Source organism: Vibrio sp. E14 (assembly GCF_020515785.1).
In the GTDB taxonomy this organism is placed as follows: domain Bacteria; phylum Pseudomonadota; class Gammaproteobacteria; order Enterobacterales; family Vibrionaceae; genus Vibrio; species Vibrio diabolicus.
This window is the reverse complement of record NZ_JAHPJI010000001.1, coordinates 172,666-190,939: the sequence shown is the minus strand read 5'-3', so window position 1 is coordinate 190,939 and position 18,274 is coordinate 172,666. Positions and strand designations below refer to the sequence as shown.

The 18,274-nt window shown below is 43.0% G+C and carries 21 protein-coding genes; 10 read left to right on the top strand and 11 right to left on the bottom strand.

Translation table 11 applies throughout. From position 1 onward, the window contains the following. On the bottom strand, nucleotides 1-516 hold the full coding sequence (locus LIX84_RS00880; RefSeq protein ID WP_161442895.1) for a NifB/NifX family molybdenum-iron cluster-binding protein: 516 nt from the start codon (nucleotides 514-516) through the stop codon (nucleotides 1-3). Then, nucleotides 513-803 carry a DUF134 domain-containing protein gene (locus LIX84_RS00875; protein ID WP_048625148.1) on the bottom strand — a complete coding sequence of 97 codons (291 nt, stop codon included), beginning with the start codon at nucleotides 801-803 and terminating at the stop codon, nucleotides 513-515. The genes LIX84_RS00880 and LIX84_RS00875 overlap by 4 nt, the downstream gene beginning before the upstream one ends. 502 nt (nucleotides 804-1,305) lie before the next feature. Between LIX84_RS00875 and LIX84_RS00870 the strand changes: the two genes are divergently transcribed. The 4 genes from LIX84_RS00870 to ompV all read left to right on the top strand — a co-directional run bounded on the left by LIX84_RS00870 (nucleotide 1,306) and on the right by ompV (nucleotide 5,212). Further along, on the top strand, nucleotides 1,306-2,205 hold the full coding sequence (locus LIX84_RS00870) for an ABC transporter permease (RefSeq protein WP_046873819.1): 900 nt from the start codon (nucleotides 1,306-1,308) through the stop codon (nucleotides 2,203-2,205). Beyond that, entirely contained in the window at nucleotides 2,198-3,427 is a 1,230-nt protein-coding gene (locus tag LIX84_RS00865) for a quaternary amine ABC transporter ATP-binding protein (protein ID WP_199804216.1), read from the top strand. The genes LIX84_RS00870 and LIX84_RS00865 overlap by 8 nt, the downstream gene beginning before the upstream one ends. Before the next feature lie 252 nt (nucleotides 3,428-3,679). Beyond that, complete coding sequence (locus LIX84_RS00860) at nucleotides 3,680-4,216, top strand: copper resistance protein NlpE (protein WP_046873821.1); 537 nt, start codon at nucleotides 3,680-3,682, stop codon at nucleotides 4,214-4,216. Nucleotides 4,217-4,435: 219 nt separating this feature from the next. Beyond that, the gene (gene ompV, locus LIX84_RS00855) at nucleotides 4,436-5,212 is read left to right on the top strand and encodes an outer membrane protein OmpV (protein WP_005392665.1); all 777 of its coding nucleotides are present in this window, start codon (nucleotides 4,436-4,438) and stop codon (nucleotides 5,210-5,212) included. A gap of 75 nt (nucleotides 5,213-5,287) precedes the next feature. Here ompV and LIX84_RS00850 read toward each other — a convergent pair whose 3' ends face one another. From LIX84_RS00850 to LIX84_RS00840, 3 genes are all read right to left on the bottom strand, one after another. Continuing rightward, complete coding sequence (locus LIX84_RS00850; protein WP_124007507.1) at nucleotides 5,288-6,955, bottom strand: ABC transporter substrate-binding protein; 1,668 nt, start codon at nucleotides 6,953-6,955, stop codon at nucleotides 5,288-5,290. Nucleotides 6,956-7,115: 160 nt separating this feature from the next. Next, complete coding sequence (locus LIX84_RS00845) at nucleotides 7,116-7,730, bottom strand: outer membrane beta-barrel protein (RefSeq protein WP_005373936.1); 615 nt, start codon at nucleotides 7,728-7,730, stop codon at nucleotides 7,116-7,118. Nucleotides 7,731-7,910: 180 nt separating this feature from the next. After that, a complete protein-coding gene (locus LIX84_RS00840) occupies nucleotides 7,911-8,795 on the bottom strand; it encodes a LysR family transcriptional regulator (protein WP_182037067.1) in 885 nt (294 codons plus the stop codon). A gap of 94 nt (nucleotides 8,796-8,889) precedes the next feature. Between LIX84_RS00840 and LIX84_RS00835 the strand changes: the two genes are divergently transcribed. Further along, on the top strand, nucleotides 8,890-9,792 hold the full coding sequence (locus LIX84_RS00835; RefSeq protein WP_226420367.1) for a DMT family transporter: 903 nt from the start codon (nucleotides 8,890-8,892) through the stop codon (nucleotides 9,790-9,792). A 64-nt stretch (nucleotides 9,793-9,856) separates the two neighbouring features. On the opposite strand, the gene LIX84_RS00830 is transcribed toward LIX84_RS00835, so the two are convergent. The 4 genes from LIX84_RS00830 to pncB all read right to left on the bottom strand — a co-directional run bounded on the left by LIX84_RS00830 (nucleotide 9,857) and on the right by pncB (nucleotide 13,544). Continuing rightward, entirely contained in the window at nucleotides 9,857-10,636 is a 780-nt protein-coding gene (locus LIX84_RS00830) for a hypothetical protein (protein WP_005392660.1), read from the bottom strand. A 170-nt stretch (nucleotides 10,637-10,806) separates the two neighbouring features. After that, nucleotides 10,807-11,325 carry a glycine zipper 2TM domain-containing protein gene (locus LIX84_RS00825; protein WP_226420366.1) on the bottom strand — a complete coding sequence of 173 codons (519 nt, stop codon included), beginning with the start codon at nucleotides 11,323-11,325 and terminating at the stop codon, nucleotides 10,807-10,809. Nucleotides 11,326-11,539: 214 nt separating this feature from the next. Further along, nucleotides 11,540-11,899: a hypothetical protein gene (locus tag LIX84_RS00820; protein WP_005373947.1), complete on the bottom strand. Its 360-nt coding sequence runs from the start codon at nucleotides 11,897-11,899 to the stop codon at nucleotides 11,540-11,542. Nucleotides 11,900-12,233: 334 nt separating this feature from the next. Continuing rightward, complete coding sequence (pncB, locus tag LIX84_RS00815; protein ID WP_074190011.1) at nucleotides 12,234-13,544, bottom strand: nicotinate phosphoribosyltransferase; 1,311 nt, start codon at nucleotides 13,542-13,544, stop codon at nucleotides 12,234-12,236. 299 nt (nucleotides 13,545-13,843) lie between these two features. On the opposite strand from pncB, the gene LIX84_RS00810 reads away from it, so the two are divergent. From LIX84_RS00810 to LIX84_RS00800, 3 genes are read left to right on the top strand one after another with little or no spacing between them, the layout of a single operon-like run. Further along, nucleotides 13,844-14,569 carry an NUDIX domain-containing protein gene (locus LIX84_RS00810; RefSeq protein WP_005373953.1) on the top strand — a complete coding sequence of 242 codons (726 nt, stop codon included), beginning with the start codon at nucleotides 13,844-13,846 and terminating at the stop codon, nucleotides 14,567-14,569. A gap of 32 nt (nucleotides 14,570-14,601) precedes the next feature. Next, complete coding sequence (locus LIX84_RS00805) at nucleotides 14,602-15,255, top strand: isochorismatase family protein (RefSeq protein WP_226420365.1); 654 nt, start codon at nucleotides 14,602-14,604, stop codon at nucleotides 15,253-15,255. A 29-nt stretch (nucleotides 15,256-15,284) separates the two neighbouring features. Further along, on the top strand, nucleotides 15,285-15,641 hold the full coding sequence (locus LIX84_RS00800; RefSeq protein WP_048624733.1) for a VOC family protein: 357 nt from the start codon (nucleotides 15,285-15,287) through the stop codon (nucleotides 15,639-15,641). 3 nt (nucleotides 15,642-15,644) lie between these two features. On the opposite strand, the gene LIX84_RS00795 is transcribed toward LIX84_RS00800, so the two are convergent. Both LIX84_RS00795 and LIX84_RS00790 read right to left on the bottom strand, forming a co-directional pair. Continuing rightward, nucleotides 15,645-16,385: a DeoR/GlpR family DNA-binding transcription regulator gene (locus LIX84_RS00795; protein WP_053808097.1), complete on the bottom strand. Its 741-nt coding sequence runs from the start codon at nucleotides 16,383-16,385 to the stop codon at nucleotides 15,645-15,647. A gap of 91 nt (nucleotides 16,386-16,476) precedes the next feature. Continuing rightward, complete coding sequence (locus LIX84_RS00790; RefSeq protein WP_005429448.1) at nucleotides 16,477-16,866, bottom strand: VOC family protein; 390 nt, start codon at nucleotides 16,864-16,866, stop codon at nucleotides 16,477-16,479. A 193-nt stretch (nucleotides 16,867-17,059) separates the two neighbouring features. Here LIX84_RS00790 and LIX84_RS00785 point away from each other — a divergent pair, with 193 nt between their 5' ends. Both LIX84_RS00785 and LIX84_RS00780 read left to right on the top strand, forming a co-directional pair. After that, complete coding sequence (locus LIX84_RS00785) at nucleotides 17,060-17,533, top strand: peptide-methionine (S)-S-oxide reductase (RefSeq protein ID WP_226420825.1); 474 nt, start codon at nucleotides 17,060-17,062, stop codon at nucleotides 17,531-17,533. 299 nt (nucleotides 17,534-17,832) lie between these two features. Continuing rightward, nucleotides 17,833-18,273: a PTS sugar transporter subunit IIA gene (locus tag LIX84_RS00780; protein ID WP_170892187.1), complete on the top strand. Its 441-nt coding sequence runs from the start codon at nucleotides 17,833-17,835 to the stop codon at nucleotides 18,271-18,273. Nucleotide 18,274: the final 1 nt, after the last annotated feature.

The window sequence follows — 18,274 nt, the reverse complement described above, 5'->3', positions numbered from 1 at the left end:
TTAACCTGCCTTATTAGCCATCGTCTTTAGCCTAAGTATAGCAGGGCGAGATGTCACTTTAAGTAGCCCTGCTGGTGCTTTCGGTCTTGCCAGCAAGGAGGGTTTGGATTTTTTGCCACCACAACCACAGGAACCGCAACCGCCTTTTGGCTTGTGAGCATTTTTCTTATGATTGTTTGAGGGACGACCTTGAGACGGCTCAATGAGAGGCTCTCTTGGAACCGCAAGTACATCTTCCAATGAGCTACGGGTAGAAAGCCTGAATACTTGCGTGCCACTACGAAGTAATTTTTCTAGTGCGCGTTCACCGATATTTCGTACAAGTACAGCCTCCACATTATACTCTTGCAGAGACTGAATTAACTGAGACTTCGCATTGCAACCTGCTTGTGGCATCGAAGCAATGTTCGCTAAGTTTTTTAGCATACCGTCAGTATCAGAATAAATAGCAATATATGGTGCTTTAACAAAGTGGTTTGCCACCCGCTCACCATCATTAGGAATAGCATAAATCATAAGTTTGACTCCTCATCCGGAAAAACTAATGCATGACCTTCAACTAAACTTTTTGCGACTTTCAATCTTGCACTTTTTACTGTGTTACCAAAAGTTTGTCTAGAGACACCCATCTGATCAGCAGCTTGCTGCTGGCTAAGCCCCTCTAAATCGGCCAAACGCAGTGCTTCTAGCTCTTCTGGTAATATGGCGACTTGCTCCAACTGATGAAATGGCACGCCATTGGGTTTGAAACAATGGTGTGCAGCACGTCCGCATATTCGTCTTTCTATCTTTGGTCTTGCCATCATTATCCCTCGAAAACACAGGGTCAAATTACGCCTTAAGTTGGCATATGCCAATAACATTTTTAGCATATGCCAATAAACTAAGTTTGCAAAAATCGACACGATAAATACGTAAGACATCAGGATTAATTAGACATCTAAAAATTTACAAACTTTGGTGACAAACGAGCAAAAAGATCAATTCTAATTATCTAGATAATAAAAACGTTAGTTTGCGCAGACTTTTCATACAAATACGCGCTAATGTATTCATTTTATTGGAGAAGAAAAACTATAATCCGATCAAATCACTCATTTGAACACTAATGATTATTTTATTAAAAGAGTGTCTCCCTAAGTAACTATAAAGTGCAGGTCGACTGCATTGAAATGAGCCTAAAGGGTAAAACAATAGATGGAGGACCTATCGAACCACCAATCATTACTTGGTCTACGATCCCAGCCATTCTTGCTGAATCACGTCTCTTGAGGGCACCTAGATATATCAGAAAAGGAAGTAAATATGTCTGACTCGAATTGGCTCAGCGAATTCCCAGAAATGGATCGCTCTGATCTTAGAGCGATTCGCAAAACACTCGATGGCGCCTACCGAGATTTCTCTCGTGAATATGGTGAACTTATCGAGTCTCTCTTTGATCCGCTCCTTTCATTTCTTGTCTGGTTTGAAAAACTGCTTATTTCAACACCTTGGGTCGTTGTTTTAGGCGTCTGCACCGCCCTCGTTTATGCCGCTAGTCGCTCTTGGAAACTGGCTATCGCATGTTTTGGCTCACTTATCCTGATTGGCTACTTCGGCATGTGGGAAGACACAATGCGCACGCTCAGTATTATCACGGTGTGTACCATGCTGGCAATCACACTCGGGATCCCTATCGGCATCGCCATGGCGCGCTCTAATCGTATTCAGTCTGTTGTGACGCCATTACTCGACGTCATGCAGACCATGCCGGCATTTGTGTACCTCATCCCAGTTGTGATGTTACTCGGGATCGGCAAAATTCCTGGCCTCATCGCAGTAGTAATCTACGCGATTCCACCTGTTATTCGTTTAACTAATTTGGGTATTCGTTTGGTGGATAAAGAAGTGTTGGAAGCCGCAACCGCATTTGGTGCCAGCAGTAAACAGCGGCTTTTTGGGGTCCAACTTCCGCTCGCAATGCCAACCATCATGGCGGGAATCAACCAAACGATAATGATGGCACTGTCGATGGTTGTCATCGCATCGATGATTGGGGTAAAAGGTTTGGGCCAGCCCGTTCTTAAGTCGATTACCAATCAATATTTCACTCTTGGTCTTTTAAATGGTCTAGCCATTGTCGCCCTAGCGATTCTTTTCGACCGCGCTTCACAAGCGTATGCGAAACGCACTCAAGCCCATCTAGGAGATTTAAAGCATGACTAGTCCACTTATCGAAATCAGCGGTCTGTATAAAATCTTCGGCCCCAAACCCAACAGCGTGATTGAGCGCGTCAAGTTGGGACATAGTAAAGAACACGTGTTGGCGGAAACGGGCCACACGGTCGGGCTAAAAGACATCAACCTCCAAATTAAAAAGGGCGAGATTTTCGTCATCATGGGATTATCCGGTTCAGGAAAGTCCACCATGATTCGCCACTTCAATCGCCTAATCGATCCAACCATGGGACAGATTTTGGTGGAAGGGGTAGATGTCATGCAGCTTTCTAACAAGGAGTTAGAGCAGTTTCGTCGTCATAAGATGTCGATGGTGTTTCAACGTTTTGGCTTATTGCCTCATCGCACTGTTATCGACAACATCGCTTACGGTTTAGAAATTCAAGGAATAAATAAAGAAGCACGCTTAGAAAAAGCAAACGAATGGTTGGATACCGTTGGATTAACGGGTTATGAGAACCAATACCCCGCTCAGCTATCAGGTGGTCAGCAGCAACGCGTAGGCCTCGCGCGAGCATTGGCAACCAACGCCGAAATACTGTTAATGGACGAGGCATTCTCAGCGTTGGACCCACTGATTCGAAGCGAAATGCAGGATCAGTTAATAGAACTGCAACAGCAGTTACACAAAACGATTGTTTTTATTACTCACGACTTAGATGAAGCACTGCGCCTTGGCGATCGCATTGCGATCCTTAAAGACGGTGAGCTTGTCCAACAAGGTTCACCAGACGAAATATTGCTGCATCCTGCCGATGAGTACGTTGAAGCCTTTGTAAAAGACGTCAATAGAGCGCGAGCATTGACGGTTGAGACTGTGATGCAGCCACCTTCATATCGCATTGCCGCTAAAACCATTGAAGAAGCGCTCAGTGAGATGAAACGTGTAAAACGTGATTATGCTTATCATGTGACCGATGCAGGCTATCAAGGCGTGATAACGCAACAAGGGTTACTAGACGCGACGAAGTTAGCTCAAACCCCAAGCTGGGATGATGATATCTATGAAGAAGTGCCTATCATCTCTCCCCATTCAGCCATTGAGCAAATATTGACTGAAACCATGTCGTGCGAATACTCACTGCCCGTTGTCGATGAGCATGGTCATTTGAAAGGTGAATTAGAGCGTCGTACTGTTGCTGGTTTATTCGCTGATGAAGACAGCACAAAACGAAGCACCTCACGTTCAAACATCGATAAGGCCTCTTAACTGATTTAATAAAACAGCTCACAGCAATGTAGGCTGTTTTCACTATCTCTGCCCCCCTCTAGATATTTATTTGTAGACTCAAGCTTGATATCCCAATCAACATTTACATTGTTCTGATTTTCCTGACAATTTCATGCTCATATTCGGTTTTATTGACATAGATAGATCATTCTATTGCTTTTTGATGACGCAAATACCTGATAAATGTCTACTATTACTCTCATACAAAATCTTGATTTAAAGAGGGATAAAATGAAAAAAACAATGTTGGCACTAACAGGCGCGGTAATCATTCTTGCAGGCTGTCAAGATGAGAAACCTGCCGAAACAAGCGCAGTTGAAGTACCTCAAGCGACGGAAACTGAAGTCACTACTAGCGCAGAAGTTACTACAGAGACAATTGACACGCTGCCAGTAGCAGAAGAACAAGTCATCACTGAAGAAACATTTGTAGACTCTGAGCATAACGCACAAAATGCCCTGGACTGGAACGGCACATATAAAGGTACGCTTCCATGTGCGGATTGTTCAGGTATCGACATGACCATCACACTAAATCAAGATGGCACTTATGTACTTGAAGAAAGCTACCAAGACAAAGAAGACGGTCAGTCAAAGTCTGAAGGCCAATTCACTTGGGATGCAAACGGCAGCATCGTAACGTTGACAAACGAAGATGCGCCAAACCAATACTTTGTTGGTGAAAATGTACTTATGAAGCTAGACATGAATGGCGAAAAAGTAACAGGTGACCTAGCACCGTTATACAACTTAACGAAACAACAATAAGTTCGTATCGATACCTGATAAATAATCTAAATCCGAGCTACCCCAACTCGGATTTTTTCTTTCCATCGACGGCGGTTGCCTTTCTTATCTTCCTCCTCTGATCTTACATTCCGCTTCTTATCCTGATGGTTCATTACATTTCCATACGCTTTGCTGATAGAGGCTTACAACTTCATTTTGTACAGTGTTCAAAACAAATCAGAACAACTCGGAAAAATGATGAAAAAGACATTAATTGCACTACTAACTCTGACTGCTGCTGGTTCAGCGGTTGCTGGTGATACTTATATTCGTAACGGTAACATCTACAACAATGAAGGTGGCTGGAACGCGGAAGTCGGAGTGGCTCATGGCAGCGATCTTTTCAAAGATCAAAAATACAATACAGCTCCAATTCTAAATGGCGGTTACCATGGTGACGACTTTAACGCGGATCTAAGTGGCATTAACTACCGTTTCTTCGGTAACACCAATGAATTAATCAACATGAGTGCCTACCTTGTTGGTAGTGGTGTCATGCGTGACGGTGATATTGCAAAAAGCCTGAAAGGCACGGATAAACGTCGCTTTGCTGTCGATTTAGGTTTGAACACTGACTTTACGTTAGATCAACACAATGTGATTTCAACATACCTTCAACATGATATCAGTGGTGCTTACAAAGGTTACTTAGCGGGCGCAACTTACTTCCACATTATGAACTTCGGTAGTGTTGATTTTGTTCCTTTTGCTAACCTAACTTATCAAAGTGAAGACTACGTAGATTACTACTTTGGCGTAAAACAACGCGAAGCAAATGCAAACCGCAAAGCGTACAAAGGTGATTCAACAGTAAGCTATGGTTTAGGCTACAAGCTAGTCATGCCAATCAACGATAACTGGCAAGTGAGCCAAATGACACAATACACTCGCCTAGGCAGCGGTATCAGCGATTCCTCAATTGTTGATAGTGCAAACCAATGGGTTGTTGGTGCGAGTGTGTCGTACAACTTCTAACTCTACATTCCACATAAAGCCATCACTGCGATGGCTTTATGTATTCATACTCTATGCTCACCGTATCGAAATATGCTAGTTAGAGTGAGCGATCCAGAGACGATGCAAATCGCTATAACCCGTATTTTTCACCTGAACACCGCGCACTTGCTGTGTTTTTGTCACCTCTTCATAGCCAACAAATAAAGGCAAATAAAGATACTGCTCTCGTAACGCTTTTTCTACGCCTAAAAGAGATTGTAAAGATTGAGCATTTGTCATGGCTTCGCGAAGGTTTTCTCGATGGAGCAACATCTGGCTTTGATCAAAACTAAAACGCAAACCTGTTGCTATCGATAGCCACTCAAATACGCCATACTCAAACGGCGCTTCCATGACTTCTTCAATTAGGAGCAAGTCCGCTCGATGTGATACGACTTCAGGAAAACTAATGTCATCAATAATGACGATCTCTAGCTCTAATCCCGTCGCCCGAATCACACGGTGCAACCACTCAGAGTGACGAATTAAACTTGGTATCGTCCAGATTGGCTCGGCTAGCGCTACTTTACCCTGTAGCTTAGGCGTCACAACAGCCTCTGCGATTAGTAAATCTTGATCTTGAGTCGCTAACTGAATGCTGTCAACGGCACTTTGCGCCTCATAGATTCTCTTTTGCGCATTGATGTAATCGGCGAGTTGATGCCAGTCTTCTTTTGCGAGATTAGAGTCCGCGCGCTGCCGATAGGTCAAATATGAAAATGCGCTGATTTTTTCCACTTCAACGTGATCAGAGGTTTGGTTAAAACTCAACATATTCAAGGTCTTAACATTACCATGAGACAGCGTAATTTGGTCTAACAATGCGCGCGCTGAAAAATATTCTTTGTGTGCTTGAAGAAGCATACTCTCTTGGTTCCAACCACTGATTTTAAATGGTCCGGTGCCTATGTGGTAAGAATAACCAGAACCGAAAGAAACAACATCTCGACAAAGAATAGAAGCGTGAGGAGTGGCTAGCATGTATGGAAAAAACATGTTCGGATGTTTCAATGTAATTTTTAAGCAGCTCGATGTTTCGGCAATCACACTGTCAATACACTGCCAGAGCTCGTGTACTGGTCCTTTTATTTCCTTAAGTCTTTCGATGCTCCAAACAACATCTTGTATGCTGAGAAGTTCGCCATCGTGACGATATATTCCAGGCCTCAACCATAACGTCATCACATTGCCTTCCATTTTCCACTCATGTGCTAGCGAAGGCTCAATGCCACCATTGGAATTTTGAGTCAGCAAAACATCATAAACACTTTTCGCCACATGCAGTTCAGTATGACGATAAGTGTTCGCAGGATCGACCTTAGACACCCAAGGATAAGAGGAGATCAAAATAGCGTTATTTGACTCATTCAACTGGTTCACTTTTTCAGAGGCAATCGTCAGCGCCCTGACAGCACTTTGGCCGAACCAATCGATAAGTTTTGTTATCGAGTTCATTCTTCCCCGACCAAGCTCCTCAACCAAAAATTCGGTCATCGCTTGTTGAAGGGAAATAGTAATATTCAGACGACTGGCGTTACTTCTGCCAATTGCAGGTTTCCAATCTACCCAACCGTAAGAGGCAAGCTTTTTCATCACAATAGAAACATTGCGCCTTGACGTACAAATTACCACTTCAAGCTCCGACAGCGTAACGAAGTGATATTGATGAGGTTCAAAGTGCTTTAACAGTAGATCCAGATACCTAAGATTGACATCGTTCACAAAGATTCCCAAGAGTTATTCCAAAGCAAAAAAATAGCACAGGACGCTTAGCAATTAAACTTCCTGTGCTATATCTAAATATATTCAAAGCTTGGACTCAGCTCGACCAACAGAAGTCAAAAACGTGTACTAAGCCAAGAGGTAACTTGAATAAGTATTATTAGAAACGGTAGCTCATACCTACAGAGAACACATTGATGTCTGCATCAACCGTTACTTTTTCATTGCCAAATTTCGCAATGTCTAGCTCAGGCATCATGTATTCCCATTCAACTTGCAGAGCAAAGTTTTCAGTAATAGCGAACTCTGCGCCTAAACCGTACATGCCTGTTACAGTGCTGTCAGAAATTGTGGTATGGCCTGCGCTACCGTCAATCACAGAGTTGCTAATTTTGAATTCAGCATTGAAGTAAGAAAGACCAGCTTTAGCAAAAAGGTTGAAACGATCGCCAATCGGTAGAGTCGCCTTTGGTTGAATCGATAGATACTTCATATCACCAACAGTAACAACTTTGCCGTCTAAAGCGTCGTAGCCACCAATGGCTGCTTCTAGAGAAATGTATTCGTTGAACTTGTAACCACCAAATACTTTACCTGAAAGGCTTGAGTCATCTTCAAGTTTAAGCTTAGTGCTAGCGTTGGTACCACCACCATTGATAGAGCCATTAACATCACCAAACGATGCTTGACCTACCGATGCACCAACGTAAGGAGCTGCGTTTGCAACAGAACATGTTGCTAAAAGGGCTGTCATTAGCCATGTTTTTTTAAACATTGTATTTCACTGCCTGTTAATTATTGAGGTTGTGTTTTGCCCATCCTTAAGCACGTCATGCTATCCATTTCACTCGGTTTCAAAACCAAGTTGATGTTAATGAATAAAAACTCAATAAAACATGAAATATTTAAACACAACTTTGCCACCTTCTTTCTTAATCATGACAATTTAGTCATTTCATAAGCACTGTTGCTTCAACCAATTAGTGAGTTTGATAATTTCCGCCTGCTTGGTTCGGCTCTTTTTATGAATAAAATAAAAGCTGTCCCCCGTCTCTAATCCATGAGAAGGGATATACACCAAATCATGCGCTTTATCTCTTTCATTGAGCATAAAATCATTCGCAAATGCGATGCCTTGGTCATAACGTGCAGCCTCAATTGCCAACAACATATGACTAAAATGTTGAACATCGACATCTTTTGGCAAAGTGTAACCACCCGCTCTGCACCACTCTGCCCAGTCTTTTCCTCTCTCACGATAAATAGAGTCTGTCGACAAAATAGGATATCGCCAAAGCGCTTCTGGAATGGGTTGATCTTGTAACTCTTTCCAAATTTTATGGCTGCATACCGGATACAGCGTTTCCGCGTATAACTTCACCGACATATAGTTGCGCTTTGGCTTCTCTACCGTGATAAAACAATCACCAACACTATCTGTCTGCTCAGGATCACCAACAACCATATTGAGTGTCAGATCGATTTCCGGATGTAACCGCTTAAAATCAGACAAACGCGGAATAAGCCACTTTACGGCAAGCGAGCTATAAATCGCTAAACGTATGCTGCCTTTGTCCCCTTCTCTCACCTTTTGGCTGGCCATCGCAATAGAGCTAATTGCCGGGCTAATATCCTCTAAATAACGAGCACCAGTATCCGATAAAGAGAGCTTTCTTCCTTGACGAATAAATAATGACTCGCCCAAATAATCTTCCAATAATCGTATCTGATGACTAACGGCACTTTGCGTCACATTGAGCTCTTCAGCCGCAAGCGAAAAGCTAGAGTTTCGAGCGACAGATTCAAAACAGTGAACCGCTCTGAGTGGTGGCAATTTCATTATCTAAAAATCTCATACTTAAACTAATAAATATCACTTCACTTCATCCTATGACATCACCTACTCTTTGGCAAAGAAAGAGGAGAGGAAATAAGTGAAAGTTACATCGGTCGGCGCAGCTATGCTGCTATTAATTGTTGGGAATCTCATTGCGGTGCTTTCGGACTCTTTAATTAAAAGTGTCGGAAATGAAGTGCCTATTTTTCAGTTTGTCTTTTTCCGACAAATTTCCGCAGTGCTTTTCCTACTGCCTGTCTGCTTGCTGACAAAAAAGACTCATTTTCTTGAAGGATTTAAATGGCATGCTGTCCGCGCTCACGTGTGGTTGCTTGGTGCTATATTTATGGTTTTGGCGATTTCATCTTTACCGCTCGCAACTGCGAACGCAATCTTCTACGCCGCGCCATTAATCATGCTGCCGCTTGCCGCGATATTTTTTGGCGAACAGCTGTCTAAACAATCGGTCGCGGCTGCGATCATGGGCTTTGCTGGTGTGTTGGTCATCATTCGTCCAGATCAAATCGACTGGGCAGCGATTTCGGCTTTAGTTGTGGCTATTACCCTGGCAATCAATAACTTGCTTATTAGAAAACTGCCAAAAAATCAGTCCGTCATGCAAACGCTATTAATGACAAACTTGGCAGGTATTCCCGTGGCTTTCTTACTTGTTCTGATCGAAGCGGAACCTTGGGACTGGAGTGCTTTCCCTGTCGCTGCTGGCTCAAGTTTGTTCATCATGATTTATGCGGCAACATGTGTGATCGCTTACCGCTCGATTGATAGCAACAAAATTGCCAGCGCTGAATACAGTGGCTTAATTGGTGCCGTGTTTGTGGGATTAATCTGGTTTGGAGAAGTGCCAGACATATTTATGGCTATAGGAACAATAATGATTGTTGTGCCGCTGGTTTGGCTTTCTAAACGAGAACGTCGCAAGAAAAAGCTGCAAGCTCAGCAAGAGCGAGAGCGAGAGCAACAAGAGGCGCACGTTACTTAAAATCGCGCTCTATCTCAAAGACTAAAAAAACCGAGTCGTAAGTACTCGGTTTTTTTATGTGGCTCTAATCCATTCTGATGTAAGCGACCACATGAGATAAAAACTGCCTTGCAAAACGATCATTAAACCGGATGCGATATTCATGATCGGCTTCCGATACTAAACGCCAACCTTCAGCAAAGTACTCTTTGATATCATCGACCGCTTCTTCTTCATTTTTGATGTGTTTCGCGTTCCACTGATAAGTGCAAGAGACAACCATCAGCCCGCCAACCTTGGTGGCTTCTTTTAGAGCGTTGATCACGCTAAGTGGCGACTCACATTGATCAACCACGTTCAAACATACGACTAAATCAAAGCTAGACTGGAGAGTATCGTGCTCAAAAGGTTGGTTAATCAGCGTCAAATCAACATGAGCACATTTTTGCACGATATCTCTATTCTCTACTTCTAACGTGTTTATGGTGTTCACATCGTGCAGATAAGTTAACTCGACCCGTTGTTCTTCTATTAAAAGCTGCTTAAAGCCATCCATTAACCTATTTGAAGGCTCAACCAGCGTCGCTTCTTTAAGGCTAGGTAAGCGTTGCACTAACTCATAATAGTTTCTTCCCAGGGCCGCCCCAACCTCAAGTAGGGAACACGGCTGAACGCCGCTCTCAAGTGCCGTCTGCGCAATAAAGTCAGCGACTTGGGAACAATGTGGTGATGACAAAAAAGAGAGTGGGACTTGTTTTGAGCGACTGGTTATCGTCTCAATCTGCTTATCTTCAATGAACTTGTCGAACCATTGCGCTTCGAAATAACCAGCTAAACCGCGATCGGTCAGGTAAAAATCTTCCATGTATTTTCCGTTCGTACTTTTAGAAAAGTGATTGTATCGAACGCTGAAATTAACTGGTAATTCTGGCTGCACATTCCCGTGGGAAAATAGATGAAAACACCGCTTATGTGAAAAAGCCCTTTCGTCTCAAAGATAAAAGGGCTTGTTAATTACTTCGGTTGAGGAGCTAGTTATTGCGGAAGAACAACTTTGCCATCTTGAATTGGGAACGTTTTTGTCGCTGGCTTGCTCGCCAAGCGAACCGTCGTTGGCGCACCTGAAACTTCGTAAGTGACGTCGTAACCCACTACTTTATCAGATGTCGTATATTCTGTATGACACTGTTTTTTAGTCGTTGTTACTACATCGCCTTTTTGCACATTTTCCTGGATCTTACGACCTGTCAATGCACCAGCAATCGTACCAGCTGCAGTTGCAATCACTTTACCTGAGCCACCACCGATTTGGTTGCCCAATGCCGCGCCAGCTGCTGCGCCACCAACCGTACCAATAATTTTATTGTCATCCGTAGGGGCAACTTGCTCGGTTACTACCACGTCTTTACATACTTGGTGCGGCTTTTTCACCGTTTCAGTCACCGCTTCAACCAAAGTAATGTTTGCTTGAGTTGGAGCTGGTGGCGTTTTGTCTTTACAGCCTGCTAGTACAGCAACAACTGCCGTTGCAATTGCGATAGATTTCATATTCATGATTTACATCCCAGTATGGTTTGCTTTGATGAGCGGTATAGTAAATCGCAATTAGGAAATCACATCAGGCGAAAACAAACCCTCTGTCATTAACGAGTAAAGAAACACTGTTTTATAAAAGGTACGTCAAGAAACACTCAACAGAATGTCAACTGAGCTAAAACCGTATCATTACTGATTATGATTAAGCTTGATTAACCTATGAGGCTTATTTTTAAGCCAAGCTTAAAAACAGTTCGTCGTCCGTTAAATACTTATGACGGTGACTCAGGTTACGCACGTGCATAAACATAAAGTCAGGAAAACCAGGAGCAATAATGTTGTTTGGTTCCCAGCATACACCGCCAACAAACACATATCGCCCTTGCTTGTCATCTTCGTGAAGGGGGTTATTAAGAGGAGAAGAAAACTCTGCGCGACAGCCTTCAACCACACAAACAATTTGTCCTTTAAAAAGGCCGATCACGCGCTTAACAAGATTTGCCTTGATGCCACATTTCCATGCTTGACGAGTGGCCATCTCATAGCCATATTTTCGAATCGCTTTTTTTTGCAAATGTACTACTAGGTTCATTTTGACTCCTGATTCAAGCAATTACGCGAAGCCCAAAGTCATAAAAGCAGATAGACGTCTATACCCGAGTGACCTCATGGTACATGGGAATAAACTACGTGATTAGACTGAGTTTAGTGTCCGATGAAAATACACCTTCCACGATGCTGTAACGTATCGATTTACACCAATCATAGGCACATCGCACATCAAAAAAACAACCTTATTTTCGAGTGCTTTCCTACGCTGTATCTGGTTACTTCTGCGTATTACTATAACGAAATCACCCTCTACGTTTGTCTATATAAATTTGTCGTAACGATAGAGGGTGCTTATCAAGGAGAGAGGATAACGCCTACGCGTCGATGAGATAGTTTTGACCTTCAGTTTCTAGACGATCAATCAGTTTACGACACTCATTTAAATCAAGAGGTTGCTCGAAGCGGCGCTTGAGGTTCATCAAAAAGAAGATATCTTCACACATGGCTTTCTCAGGTTCGTCACTGATTTTTGCGACTGGTGAACCATTGCACGTGACCATTTTGATCACGATAGAAAGTGGCTGGTAGGCTTCACCCTCTTTATTAACATAATCACCCATATCGTTCGCAAGAAAAGTACCGATACCAAAACTCACCTGAATACGTCCCTGGAAATACTCGCAAATATCTAACGCTTGTTCGAAGTTAAGTCCGTCGGTAAACACCAGTGTTTTTGTTAATGGGTCTATATTAAGCGACTGGTAGTGTGCAATCATTTTTTCACCCCAGCTATAAGGGCAACCACTATCGTGACGCACACCGAAATACGCGTTACTTAGCTCTTCATCAAAGTCTTTAAGGAAGGCATCAATACCAATCGTGTCGGTCAGTGCAATACCTAGTGCACCGTTAAACATTTTTTGCCAACGTTGCAAAGCCACTTTTTGCGAATCTCGCACATTCACCAGAGCTTGATGGCCCATAAACCATTCATGAGCAACGGTACCGATAGGCGTCAAATTCAGTTCTTTTGCTAAGTGGTAGTTGCTTGTTCCTGTCAAACATTCCGGCACTTCCTGGCACAAGAACTCCAGCATGGTGCGCTGAGCTTGAAAAGAGAAACGTCGACGCGTCGACATATCAGAAAACTTAAAGTTAGTGATGTTACGACGCTTTAGTTCGGATTTTAGGTACCGAACTTTCTCTTCTAAAACGGTGGTAAATTGCGCTACAGGGATATCAGACCAACGCTGACGGCTACGAACTTCAGACACGATACTCATGATGATCGTTTCGTACAAAATAGTATCTCGCCACAAACCATTGATAGTAATGCGTAACTGGCTTGAGCCATCAGCCATGGCTTTATTATGGAAAGAGACATCACTTTGCGGGTTAAACCGGAAATGGCGCAATGCATCAACAAAATCAGGATTCAGGTAAGGCGCGACACGCTTAATATATTCGATTTCTTCTTGCGTAAATTGAATGTCTTGCAGTTTAAGAACTTCTGCTTTTACCTCTGGTAGCAGTTCAGAGAGATCTTCCTCGCTACGCACAATAAACTTGTATGACACCATCGCATCAGGGTAAAGCGCTGTTACTGCGCTCATCATATTGACTTTGTAAACATCAAAATCCAAAGCGCTTTGAATGATGCGGGAAGAAAATAGTTTGGTGGTCATTAGGTGCCCTTCTACACGCCCTTCCTGGGTATATAACTTTTTGTTACTAACTAATTTGCGTAAACAATAAACACCCATCTATAGTTTGTCAACTTTTGTTACTAACCACTCATTTTTATAAGGTTTTTCTGTCTAGAATTCGCACACAGATTGTGAATAAGTCAGATTCATTCGTAGATTTATACTCAAGGCGTACTATGAAGCACTACCAAAAACGTTTCGCACAACTCGTTACTTACCCATTGATTGACCACTTGTTATGCGCTAGATTACTTACAAATCAATATTAGGACTCAACCATGATCGTATCTGTCGACATTATTCCATTCAGGCTATCTGGCTGTGCCGATAAGGGATTGGAAGTGTTGTTGATTAAACGTTCAAATCCAAATCGGCCATACCATGGAGTCTGGGCACTACCGGGCGGATTTGTCTTTGATAAAGACTTAACCAGTGAAGGAGGACGCCCGGCCGATGAAAACTTTGAGGCGGCGCGTCGCCGAATTTGCCGCGAGAAAATCCATACCTACCCTCGTCACTTTAGTGAAGCTTTTATCGACGGCGATCCCAAACGTGATCCAGAAGACTGGAGCTTAAACATTACGCACTACGCCTTAGTCGATCGTAACAATGTAGAGCAAATCAACAATGCAGGTGTACCAGAGTGTCAACTTAAATGGTTTTCGCTACAAGCTATACTCAATGGAGAAGAGACCCTCGCGTTTGACCATCAAAAAACCATTGAAAAAGCGTGGCAGAAGCTTCGTGCATCCATTGAATACACATCGGTTCTTTTGTTTGCATTAGACAAAGAGTTTTTGGTTGCCGACATCATTTCTGCTTATCAAGAGTTTGGTATTGATATTAGCCGAATGACGATTAAGCGCCGCTTGATAGATTCAGGCGTACTAAAGCCCACCAATAAAGTCGCTTCTACCAACAAAGGCAAAGGTGGAAAACCCGCAATGGTATATACGCTGACCAGCGACGAAGTAACCTTTTTTCAAAACTGTTTGCGTGGATAAACGCAGGCAATCAGACAGACAAGGAGTCTGCCATGACTGTTCGAGTAAACTATCAAACTACAGCAGTGATCGACGTTGATCCAGAGAAAGGCTTTAGTGAGTTATGTCCAAATGAACTACCCGTTGCAGGTGCGTTGGAAATCGTACCGGAGCTTCTGAGTAATCATGCCAAAGGCCGATTAAAACTGGTGAGCCGTGACTTGCACCCACCGAAAGCAAAATGGGATGCAGAAACACTAGCCAACATGCTTGAACCCGTCGGTCTACCCAATGTGGATATAAAATGGAACCGCCATTGTGTGCTTGGCACAACAGGTTCTGAACTGCTAGACGGTTTACCACCCGTGTTGGACTACGATTTTCAAGTTAATAAAGGCATGGATCCTGATGCGCATCCTTACGGTATTTTCTTCCATGATATTGCCGATACTAAAACGACAGGCGCACATGAATTTCTAAAATTCAACGGGATTGATACCCTAGTGATCGGTGGTCTCGCGCTAGATTTTTGTGTGAAGAAATCCGTCATGCAAGCACTGGATCTTGGCTACAATGTGGTGGTCAACCTTGCTTCAACTCGCGCAGTACTGCCTGATAATGTTGAAAATGTGCTGACAGAGCTCAAGGATCAAGGCGCATTATTTGTCGAAAAAGCGGATGACATCATCGTAGAAAAATTCGCCTAGAGACGATAGTAACCGAGAAGGATTTCACTATGCATCAACATGAAAAATTGAATTACGTTGAATTTGGTTCCACCAATATTAACGCTACAAAACAATTTTTTGAGCGTACCTTTGACTGGACCTTTATCGATTATGGTCCTGAATACTCTGCATTTTCAGGACAAGGGTTAGATGGCGGATTCTTCAAATCTGAGTTTGTAAACCAAACCGCAAATGGTGGCGCACTTTTAGTGTTTTATAGCTCAGATATTCAGGCCACGCAGATAAAAGTTGAGCAGCATGGTGGAAAAATTATCCGCCCTATTTTCGAATTTCCCGGCGGCTGTCGATTCCACTTCACCGAACCAAGTGGAAATGAATTCGCAGTATGGTCGGAGAGCCATTAGTACTTACCCCAACACCACTTCCACACCTAGTTTTTTGATTTGCTCAAGGTCGCTTTTCGGAGCGGCTTTGTCGGTTAACAACACCGATATTTCGTTGGTATTGCCAATTGAAGAAGGATAAATCTGTCCAAATTTACTGGAGTCCGTCAGTACGATGTTACGTCTATTCTTTGCCAGAATGGCCTCTGCGATGTCGGCACGCATCATGTCCCGGCTAGTAAAACCAGTGTCTTGGTGAAATCCGTCGATACCCAAGAAAGCCGTGCTGAAGTGAATGTTCTCAATACAGAGTTTGGTGAGCGGGCCAACGAGGCTCTCGCCTTGATGCTGATACACACCACCAAGCAAGATGATGTTGGCAGAAGTGTTACGGATGAGATGGGCGATGTACGCCGATGGGGTAATGATGGTCACATCGCCGCGTTCAGCTAAAGTGCGAGCCAAGAGCGCATTAGCACTGCCGCCCTCGATCAATACGGTTTCGTTTGGTGATACCAAGTCCGCCGCTTTATTTGCAAGTGATTGTTTAATATCGAAACGGACTTCTAATCGGGTATCAATATCATCACTTTGCAATGCGGTAGCTGCGCCGTGTACGCGCTTTAGATAGCCCTGTTGCTCCAGAAAATTCAAATCCTGCCTGATGGTCACGCCCGACACGCCTATAATGTCAGAAAGCTCCGTGACTTGAACGCGTTTACGATCATTCACTAATTGCAGGATTTCATTTTGTCTTGGGTTCACAGGCTCGCTCCTTATTAATGAGCTTGCAGTATACGCCCGAATACTTTCATATGAAAGCAGCCTATGAACGATAGAAATAAGCTAAGTCGCGTTACACCGTAAGCTCAAGACGGTTGCCATCTGGATCTAATACGCAGCTTTCGTAGTAACCATCACCCGTTTGTCTCGGACCGTCGATCCATTGGTAGCCATCATCTACTAAGGTTTTGGTTAATTGATCCACTGCCTGCTCTGATCCTAAAGCGAAGGCAAAGTGTGCTAATCCTGTTACCTGCATCGCATGAGATTTTTCACAAGCGGTCACACCTTCCATCGACATTAACTCCAATCGTGCTCCACTTTCAAACGAAAGAAAGTAAGATGAAAACTGCTTAGTTGGATTGTGGTATTTATCGTTAGACACCGCGTTAAAATATTTCTCATAGAAGGCTTTTAACTCTTCCAAACGTTCTGTCCAAATCGCGATATGTTCAATTTTCATTAGGATTCCCCTTAGCTCTTAACTGCGCTCAATCTAACGAGGAAAAGCAGCACAAAAAAGAGAGCAAATCACCACCGAGTTGTTCCTGTTTTATGTCCGAACTGCTCATCGATGAGTCATTAAATCTATGGTTGGAGTTGTGTTTGAGCGAAAGTGATGTCCATAATGGCGCAAAGTTTTACAGGATAAAATGATGGAAGAGATTTACTTCGCAGGCGGCTGCCTTTGGGGCGTGCAAGAATTTATGCGCCACCTTCCGGGCGTAATTGGCACCGAAGCAGGACGAGCAAATGGCACGACGGATAACACTCAATCCGAATACGATGGTTACGCAGAATGCGTGAAAACCCAATTCGACCCCGAACAAGTTTCGGTTGAAACTTTAATGGGGTATCTGTTTGAGATCATCGACCCGTACAGCGTTAACAAGCAAGGTGAAGACGTAGGTGAAAAGTACCGTACAGGTGTTTATAGCCAAAACGAGAAACACCTAACGATTGCTAAAGCGTTTATCGCAGCAAGACCGGATGCCGATAAAATCGCCGTAGAAGTACTGCCACTCACAAACTACGTGCCAAGTGATGATGAGCACCAAGACCGACTCACGCGATTTCCCAACGACTACTGCCATATCCCGTTAGATTTGCTGCATAAATATAAAAATTAATGGCCAGCTTTTATCGCTGTTTCTATTATCTCAAACTAAGAGGCGCAACGCCTCTTTTTGCATCCTAACCAGGGCTATTGATCCTCCTCCAGTTCATTTTCATGTCTAGTTATTTATTTCAAAATAACTGGAATATAAATCACATAATAAATTTTATAATATTCCGCATTATTAATGACGGCTATCACACTTAAGATTGAGTGATACAAAAGTATAGTTATTGGTTTTTTTTTACTATTTCCGAAAACCACTTCATTAATTAAATTTGACTCATTACTTCAGCACCAATGAGTCACAAAATGATTACAGAACTAACAAACGTCAATTTAATTAAAAGCAACCTTCAAGCAAATAATAAAAAAGAAGTCTTTGAAGAGCTAGCACAAATGCTATTCGAAAATAATCGAATCAGCAGCAAAGAGGCTTTTTTAACCGACATCGAAGCACGTGAAGTATTAAGCGTGACTTCAATGGACGGCATCGCTTACCCACACGCAAAAAGCAAAGCGGTTACAGAGCCTGCAATCGCCGTTGGCGTAAAGCGCGAAGGCATCGAGTATGGCGACGAAGAGGGAGTCAAACCAACCGTATTCTTCATGATTGCTTCACCAGATAACGGTACCGACCACCATATTTATGTTCTTCAAGAATTATTCGGAAAATTTAGCGAAGAGTTTATTGAAGATATTCATAACGCAAAAGACGAAAACCAAATACTAAATATTTTAATTAATTCATAAG

Excerpts from the sequence above, each read along its gene's own strand:
- LIX84_RS00880 (WP_161442895.1), bottom strand. The coding sequence starts at position 516 with ATGATTTATGCTATTCCTAATGATGGTGAGCGGGTGGCAAACCACTTT.
- LIX84_RS00875 (WP_048625148.1), bottom strand. The coding sequence starts at position 803 with ATGGCAAGACCAAAGATAGAAAGACGAATATGCGGACGTGCTGCACAC.
- LIX84_RS00870 (WP_046873819.1), top strand. The coding sequence starts at position 1,306 with ATGTCTGACTCGAATTGGCTCAGCGAATTCCCAGAAATGGATCGCTCT.
- LIX84_RS00865 (WP_199804216.1), top strand. The coding sequence starts at position 2,198 with ATGACTAGTCCACTTATCGAAATCAGCGGTCTGTATAAAATCTTCGGC.
- LIX84_RS00860 (WP_046873821.1), top strand. The coding sequence starts at position 3,680 with ATGAAAAAAACAATGTTGGCACTAACAGGCGCGGTAATCATTCTTGCA.
- ompV (WP_005392665.1), top strand. The coding sequence starts at position 4,436 with ATGAAAAAGACATTAATTGCACTACTAACTCTGACTGCTGCTGGTTCA.
- LIX84_RS00845 (WP_005373936.1), bottom strand. The coding sequence starts at position 7,730 with ATGTTTAAAAAAACATGGCTAATGACAGCCCTTTTAGCAACATGTTCT.
- LIX84_RS00840 (WP_182037067.1), bottom strand. The coding sequence starts at position 8,795 with ATGAAATTGCCACCACTCAGAGCGGTTCACTGTTTTGAATCTGTCGCT.
- LIX84_RS00830 (WP_005392660.1), bottom strand. The coding sequence starts at position 10,636 with ATGGAAGATTTTTACCTGACCGATCGCGGTTTAGCTGGTTATTTCGAA.
- LIX84_RS00825 (WP_226420366.1), bottom strand. The coding sequence starts at position 11,325 with ATGAATATGAAATCTATCGCAATTGCAACGGCAGTTGTTGCTGTACTA.
- LIX84_RS00820 (WP_005373947.1), bottom strand. The coding sequence starts at position 11,899 with ATGAACCTAGTAGTACATTTGCAAAAAAAAGCGATTCGAAAATATGGC.
- pncB (WP_074190011.1), bottom strand. The coding sequence starts at position 13,544 with ATGACCACCAAACTATTTTCTTCCCGCATCATTCAAAGCGCTTTGGAT.
- LIX84_RS00810 (WP_005373953.1), top strand. The coding sequence starts at position 13,844 with ATGATCGTATCTGTCGACATTATTCCATTCAGGCTATCTGGCTGTGCC.
- LIX84_RS00805 (WP_226420365.1), top strand. The coding sequence starts at position 14,602 with ATGACTGTTCGAGTAAACTATCAAACTACAGCAGTGATCGACGTTGAT.
- LIX84_RS00800 (WP_048624733.1), top strand. The coding sequence starts at position 15,285 with ATGCATCAACATGAAAAATTGAATTACGTTGAATTTGGTTCCACCAAT.
- LIX84_RS00790 (WP_005429448.1), bottom strand. The coding sequence starts at position 16,866 with ATGAAAATTGAACATATCGCGATTTGGACAGAACGTTTGGAAGAGTTA.
- LIX84_RS00785 (WP_226420825.1), top strand. The coding sequence starts at position 17,060 with ATGGAAGAGATTTACTTCGCAGGCGGCTGCCTTTGGGGCGTGCAAGAA.
- LIX84_RS00780 (WP_170892187.1), top strand. The coding sequence starts at position 17,833 with ATGATTACAGAACTAACAAACGTCAATTTAATTAAAAGCAACCTTCAA.